Genomic DNA, 6,778 nt, shown 5'->3' with positions numbered 1-6,778 from the left:
ATACACTCAATACCCCAAATTAGTGAATAGCACTGCATTGCTATTGTTACACTGGTCAACTTCAAACTCATACCCAGCCATAAATTTGAAATAATAAAGTCATATCAAAGTCATTAACCTATGTTTGACTGTCCCCTTTTTATAATTAATGAAAATAAAAGGGTCTCACATGTTAAAACATTCGTTAAAGCACTCTCTAATTGCACTCTCTGTTACTGCTATTTTGGCTGGTTGCTCACTCGACGGTGACAATGGTAAAAATGGCGCACAAGGCCCACAAGGTGTTGCAGGCGAGCAAGGACCCGCTGGCAGTAATGGAGACAATGGCCAAAACGGACAAAGTGGCGCAAATGGACAAAACGGTGTAGACGGCCAAGACGCAAACCGTTTATTAGATATTCAGCTAGTCGGCCGCGCTGTACTTAACGCACAAAGCCCAGAAGGTGCCGCTGAAATTGTAGCTTATCAAGCCTCTAAAAAGTGGATTTATGCCATCAACAGCTCAGGCGATCAAGCGGTTGTAGAAGTGTTACCAGCGATGTCTTTTGACAGTGCAGCACTTGCTAAAAATAACGAAAATGTAACGACCAACACCAACCTAACCAGCGCCTTAACACTAAAACTGAATGACCACACACCGGGCGATGCCAACAGTATTGCGATTGATAACAACAACCAAATGCTAGCCGTTGCAATGGCCGCTAAAACAACCGGCGAAGCAGGCCATATTGCGTTTTATAATATCTCTGGCGATACCCCTGTATTTATCAAAAACGTACTCGTAGGTGCATTGCCTGACATGGTGACATTTAACCATGATGGTACTAAAGCCGTCGTTGCCAATGAAGGTGAACCTGCAGGTGACTACAGCGTTGACCCAGAAGGCACTATCAGTGTAATTAACATAACCAATGGCGCAGTAGCAGATACCGCCACGCACATTGACTTTAAGGCATTTAATGACAAACAAGCCGAGCTTGAAGCGCAAGGCATAGTGTTTGCTAATCCAACAGGACGCACTATTAACGGTAACTTGATTAATACCACCGTTGCGATGGATTTAGAACCTGAATATGTCAGCATCTCAAAAGATAACCGTTATGCCTACGTTTCAATCCAAGAGAACAATGCCATTGCGGTGGTTGATTTAACCGATAATAGTGTAAAACTGATGGGTCTTGGCTTTAAAGACTGGTCAAACCTAACCATGGACGCCTCAGACAAAGACGGAAAAATTAATTTTAAATCGTACCCAGGCCTATACGGCATGTATCAACCAGATACTATCTCTAACTTTTCATGGAAAGGCGCTAACTTTATTGTTAGTGCTAACGAAGGGGATGGCCGAGAATACTTCTTTGATACCACAAGCGAAGCTGATTGTACTGCCAAAGGCGGTTTAGATTACGACAAAGACGATGGCTGCTTAGCGTATATTGACGAAAGCCGCGCTAAAGATTTAACCCTTGCAGATAACTTTGCCTACCTCAACAATAACAACGATGATATTGGCCGCCTTAAAGTAACCACGGTTAAAGGTGATAACAACAACGATGGTCAATACGAGCAATTATACACTTACGGCGCACGCTCATTCACCATTTGGGATAGTAACGGTATGGTGGTATTTGATTCTGGCGACCAAATTGAGCGCATCACGGCCTCAATTCACGGCAGTGCATTTAACAACGACGAAGATACCAACGAAGGCGACACACGCTCTGATGCAAAAGGTCCAGAGCCAGAAGCGCTGGCTTTAGGCTACATTGGTGAGCGCTTATTTGCTTTTGTTGGTTTAGAGCGCATGGGTAGCGTAATGGTTTACGACATTACCAATCCTTATGACGTGAAGTTTGCGGATTACTTTTATAACCGTGGCACCGTTGAAGGCGCAGATATAAGCGGCGACTTAGCACCAGAGGGTATGGCATTTGTACCTGCTGAGCAAAGCGCTACTGGCAAGCCACTACTGATTGTGGGTAATGAAATTTCTGGCTCAGTAGCCGTTTGGCAAATTGCATTGAAAGATTAGGTGCAAAAGGCTAGCGACAGCGAACGAAGTGAGTGCGCTTCTTTTGCGCAAGGTGAAGTGAGCCATTTTAACTCATGTTGAAACGGCTCACCTAGGTGCAAAAAAATACCCTTCGGCTTAACCGACCTACCCCTGTAGGTCGGTTAGATAACTATTTTGAGCGCAGCTAAGGTTCAACCTTCTCGAATCCATTTAATCAGCCCTCTCGCATCCGTTTAAAATAAGCCAAAGTTTGTCTGATTGGGTAAAGTGACATGGCACAGATGGAGACTAAATTTGCACCCCACACACCTAGTTTATAAACAAAACTCAATTCATGGTAATCAAAATAGCCTCTGGCAACGAGTTGTATAAACGAAACAGCAGTACACACTAATAATGCATATAAACAAACACGGGTTGATACAGAAAATAAACACCGAATAAATCTATGCATAAGAAATATACTGGCAATAGAGATAGTATTTGTGCCCATCAGTGATGAGTAGAAAATTTTGATTTTACTATTTAAGTCAATGTCTAACATTAATAAATAGACTTCAAGTGGTTCAACAAGTACTCGAACCCAAAAAAAGCAAGTAACCGTAATCAAACAAGAGTACATTTCATGTTGTTGTAATGAGTTAAGCTGGCCTTTTCTTACAAAAAATAATCGCCAGCGATAGGTCGGAAACTGCGTTACAATAAACCACAATAGGAGCAGCCCAATGTAAACTGTCATGATCATCGCTACGTGATCCAAAAACTCTATAAATGAACTCAAAGCTAACATCACTCCTGTATTTGTTATCAATATACGGTTTTAACATGACAGATAACGCTCAGCTTTTGCTAAAAATCACTAGGTCAGATATATACATTTAAAAAAACACACTAAAAATAAAAATGGCGACTCGATGTCGCCATTTTGATTGAATGAGATTTTATATAGTCACGTTATTGCGCTGCACGTTTTTCTTTTATATAAGCCTTTACAGCTATTACTGGATATGTAGCTAGCGCTGAAATTGAGATTATGTTACAAAACAGACCACCAATTTTATAGAGTATGCTCAGGCTATGGTAATCATAGTAACCACGAGCAATTAGCTGCATCCCCAATAATGACATGAATATTATGGTTGCATATGAACACCGCCGTGCGGTTGGAGAAAAAGTACAACCTCTAATTAAGTGGAGACAGAACAACGTGAGTAAAAAAGTAAACTGAACAATCGCTAAACTTGTATAAAAAAGCTTTATTTTCTCAACTTTATCCATATCCAAGGACAATAAGAACCACTCCAGCTGCCCCCCAATAAACGCAAAAATAAGAAAGCAAAAGGCGGTTAAAAAACTTGAATATAGTTCATGTTGTTCAGTAGAAACTAAATCTCTTCTAACGCCAAAAAATAACTTCCAGCGCCGCCTAGAAAACTCTTTTACCCAAAACATTACAATAAAAAATACCAAACCTTTATAAACCCACCCTAGGGCATATAAAACCTCATTCATATTCACTCCTTAATTTTCTCTTCCTAGCAGCACCGAGTAAAACTCGTAAGCCAATAATCACCTTGTGCCTGCTGAGGCTCCACTGTAGTTATACTAGTCGCACCACCGCTAATTTTTCTAGCATCCGCTTTCGATAGTTCTTTTAGTTTTTTTGATTTAATTGTTAGTTTCATTGAGGTTTTCATCATCCTAATCCTTATGTGTAGGCATATACCCCTCACCTCTGCGGCCAATATTAACCCAGTGTACACAACTTGGCAACATTGATTTTCGTTTAATTTACGCGCAAAGGATTGGTTTATATGAAAATATTAATATTCTCGTACCTAATACGACAAAACATTTATCGCATCAGTTAAGTTATGTTACTTTCTCACTGCCTGTTCGACAAATAAATTAGTTAATAAGTGTGACTGGTTGGTCAAGTGCTTACGTCTTTACGCTTAGCTAAAAACTCAAGACTAAATGTCTAAACCCCAACTTATCTTAAACGAGACGCACTTTGCCCAACCGGCCTACAAATTTACCACCGCAACTGTTTGCCGCGCCCCACCTGTTTGCCGTACACTCAAACTATTATTATTTAAATTCACCGAGGCATGTGTGTCGTCAGCCAATCAAAAACCAACGGGCTTTTTTAGCCAGCTTATTTTTAACATTATTATTCCTGTGGTAATTTTAACCCGCTTTTCTGGGCCTGAGTACTTAGGGCCAACGCTTGGGGTAATTATTGCGCTAATATTTCCTATTGGCTTTGGTCTGTGGGAGCGCAATAAAACCGGTAAGTTTAACTTTATCTCGGGGCTGGGCATTATTTCAGTATTGATGACGGGCGGCATTAGCCTATTGGAGCTTGACGCAAAGTATATTGCCATTAAAGAAGCCTTGATCCCCGGGCTCATTGGCGTGGCGATTATTGTCAGTCAATACACCAAATACCCACTACTTAAAACTATGTTGTTTAACGAAAAGGTAATGGATATTCCCAAAATTGAAAACGCGCTAGAGCAAAAAGGCAACACCAGTAAGTTACCCAAAGTGCAAATTGTGGCGTCTAACATTTTAGCGGGGTCGTTCTTTTTATCGTCAGTACTTAATTACATATTAGCTAAAATGATTGTGGTAAGCCCAGCAGGCACTGAGGCATACAATAATGAGCTAGGCCGCATGACGGCAATTAGTTATCCAGTGATTATGGTGCCCAGTATGATCTTGTTTTTTCTGGCACTCTATTACTTGTTTACTTCTCTTAAAAAGCTCACTGGCTTAAAAGTTGAAGAAATGTTGATTGAACAATAAACAGCACGTTAATTTGGTTGCTCTTGTATTAAAGAGCAACGCTCCTGTAAATATCATGCTCATTTTGAGCTAATTCAAGCACCATCTTATCAATGGCTGTTATGATTACCTCTGGTTCCGTTATTTGTACAAAGTGCCCACTATGCTTGCAAACATAGTGCGTCGCATTTGGTGTTAGTTTAAGTAACTCTTTTTGATACTCTAAATGTATATCAAACGCTGCTTGTGGTACAAATGGCATTTTTTTGGCCCCTGATAGTACCGCCACAGGAATGGCTGGAAAGTCGCCAGCTTGGGTAATTTGCAACACGGTTTCATCAATACACTCATCTTCAGAGTGCTTATATTTATCGAATAGCTTTTCAATCTTTTTTACCCCCTCATTAATTACACGAAGCGGCAAAGGCGCAGAAAACCGGCGCTGCGCGGCAATTTCTTCTGGATGAGGCGCATCAACAAACACCACACCAGACACTTCATCAGGGTATGTGCGGGCATATAAATTTGCATAAAGCCCACCCAGTGAGTGACCAACTAATAAATAAGGCGGCGTAATGTCAAGTTCGGCTAATAAGTCTCTGAGCTGCTCTACAATCACTTTGCCCGATTGATGTTGAAGTGCTTTTTTTGATTGCCCAACACCGAGTCGATTATAAAGCAATACCTCATATCTATCACTGAGGGTTGTATGCACTTGATTCCATGTATCAAACTTCATCCTAAAACCATTAAGAAAAACAATTGACGGTTTTTTAAACCCCATTAAAGCATACTCAAACCCCTGACGACTTATCATCACATCACTCCCTGATTATTTATTACTCTCAATGTCCCATAAAACAGCAGAGTATTACCAGCTTTATTATTACTATTTTATTTCTATTTCATATATTTAGAGTTTTAAACCTAAGTTTATTATTACTATTTACAACTTAAATACCGTTCGCTGTTTGAATACTTTAAAATCAAATGATGTGCTATACATCAGCATCATTTGATTTTAGCAAGTTAAGCACCGCATCAGAGTGCTGCTTTTTAGGTAATGAAATAGCATAAAAGTGCTCAAAGGCGCTGGGCAACGCTTGATACTCTTCTAAGCTACCATTTTTTAACTCATCTAATACCACTAATGGCGGTAATACAGCGCACGCCCCACTATCACGACTCAACAAACGCAACATCGCCATATCGTCTGCCTCAGCCAAAATATTTGCTTTGTATTGATTTATTGCACAAATAGAATCAAAGGCAGAGCGCACTTCTGTATTGAGTGCGGGTAAAACCCAATTAACTCCCTCGTAACCCTGCGGAAAGGGCTTGCTCGGTTTTTGGCCTTTTGGCCCAACAATTGAGATGGGTTGACGACGCAAAAGCTGATGTTGCCAAGCTTGTTGGTTGTTGTCGTTACCCACCATACGATTAGTCAATACAAAGTCAAACTCATGGTTTATCAAGCCATCGAGTAGATTCACTAACCCTCTGCTTGAGAGCTTAAGCTGTATATTTTGCGCTGCCAGTAACGGCGCAATAAGCCCTTCAACAAAGTTTCGTGACAAATGCGTTAACACCCCTATCGAAATAGATTGCTTAGTTGATACCACCCCAAATTTTAGTAACTGTTCAAGTTCATCACCGGTGCTAAATATATCTTGTGCATACGTCAAAACACGTTGTCCAGCATCCGTTAAGCGTAACGTACGACCCACTCTATCAAATAGCTTTACACCGTAGCGCTGCTCTAATGAGCGAATTTGCGTAGACAGTGCCGATTGTGACAAATGCAGCTCTTTGGCTACCTGAGTTAAGTTACCAAGCGTGGCAACTCGCCAAAAATAATACAAATGATGGTAGTTAAGTCTATTCATAAGTGTTCTCTTATTTAGAACGTTTGATTAAAATATATGTATTTTATTTTATCAAGTACATTCGGGCACAATGTGGTCACTATTGATG

The 6,778-nt window shown here is 40.5% G+C and carries 6 protein-coding genes; 2 read left to right on the top strand and 4 right to left on the bottom strand.

Annotation, left to right across the window (positions count from 1 at the left end; translation table 11 throughout):
* The first annotated feature begins 169 nt into the window (after positions 1 to 169).
* Positions 170 to 2,032, top strand: a complete 1,863-nt coding sequence (locus SANK73390_RS19065; protein WP_462767949.1) for a choice-of-anchor I family protein — start codon at positions 170 to 172, stop codon at positions 2,030 to 2,032.
* Positions 2,033 to 2,228: 196 nt separating this feature from the next.
* On the opposite strand, the gene SANK73390_RS19060 is transcribed toward SANK73390_RS19065, so the two are convergent.
* On the bottom strand, positions 2,229 to 2,753 hold the full coding sequence (locus tag SANK73390_RS19060; protein ID WP_462767948.1) for a hypothetical protein: 525 nt from the start codon (positions 2,751 to 2,753) through the stop codon (positions 2,229 to 2,231).
* 215 nt (positions 2,754 to 2,968) lie between these two features.
* Positions 2,969 to 3,526: a hypothetical protein gene (locus tag SANK73390_RS19055; protein ID WP_462767947.1), complete on the bottom strand. Its 558-nt coding sequence runs from the start codon at positions 3,524 to 3,526 to the stop codon at positions 2,969 to 2,971.
* A 465-nt stretch (positions 3,527 to 3,991) separates the two neighbouring features.
* On the opposite strand from SANK73390_RS19055, the gene SANK73390_RS19050 reads away from it, so the two are divergent.
* Positions 3,992 to 4,825, top strand: coding sequence for a VC0807 family protein (locus SANK73390_RS19050; RefSeq protein ID WP_462767946.1), 834 nt, complete (start codon positions 3,992 to 3,994; stop codon positions 4,823 to 4,825).
* Between the two features lie 28 nt (positions 4,826 to 4,853).
* On the opposite strand, the gene SANK73390_RS19045 is transcribed toward SANK73390_RS19050, so the two are convergent.
* Together SANK73390_RS19045 and SANK73390_RS19040 are read right to left on the bottom strand one after the other, a co-directional pair.
* Positions 4,854 to 5,621: an alpha/beta fold hydrolase gene (locus SANK73390_RS19045; RefSeq protein ID WP_462767950.1), complete on the bottom strand. Its 768-nt coding sequence runs from the start codon at positions 5,619 to 5,621 to the stop codon at positions 4,854 to 4,856.
* Positions 5,622 to 5,802: 181 nt separating this feature from the next.
* Entirely contained in the window at positions 5,803 to 6,690 is an 888-nt protein-coding gene (locus SANK73390_RS19040) for a LysR family transcriptional regulator (RefSeq protein ID WP_462767945.1), read from the bottom strand.
* Positions 6,691 to 6,778: the final 88 nt, after the last annotated feature.

The organism is Pseudoalteromonas sp. SANK 73390 (genome assembly GCF_054966645.1).
Note: the sequence above shows the minus strand (reverse complement) of the source record. Positions and strands in the feature narration are given on the sequence as shown.